General features: G+C 45.2%; 1 pseudogene. It reads left to right on the top strand.

From position 1 onward, the window contains the following. A pseudogene (locus ACFIJZ_RS10165) lies at nucleotides 1-518 on the top strand (phage tail protein); the annotation flags it as partial.

Here is a 518-nt window from a genome sequence, read left to right as displayed (position 1 = left end):
GCATGGTGGAATTCCTTTCAACTTGATTTTGATCAGTTGCCTGAACGCAAAAGCCTTGAAGCCATTGAAGCGATTACCGACCTTTCCAAAAGTTTGCGCTCTGATTTTCGCCGTGGGACCTATGGTTATAATGTGCAAGCCATGGAAGGCAATATGTCACGCCTTGATGATAGCATGTTGGAGTATGAAAGCGGTGTTCGCTTAACAGCTGGGGACACTTTGTTTTCCTTTGGACGCACAACAGAAATCAATCATACCCTCACAAAAGAAGAAGGCAGGCTTATTGGCAATTGGATAGATGATGGGGATGAAGAGTTAAGCTGGGACCTTATTGATTATCCATGGGACATGGCAAATTTTCCGTGGTGTTCGGTCAAAAAACATGAACGCGATATACTCATGGCAGAGTGGTTTAGCAACCGCACGCTTTATCTCGTGTTAAGAGACAGCCAAAATAGCGTGATTGGGTATCGCAGATGCTATGCTGTAGCGCCTGTCGAACAAGCTTTGGATGGTGT

This window comes from Bartonella sp. CL70QHWL, from assembly GCF_042194855.1.
Taxonomy (GTDB): Bacteria; Pseudomonadota; Alphaproteobacteria; order Rhizobiales; family Rhizobiaceae; genus Bartonella.
Note: the sequence above shows the minus strand (reverse complement) of the source record. Positions and strands in the feature narration are given on the sequence as shown.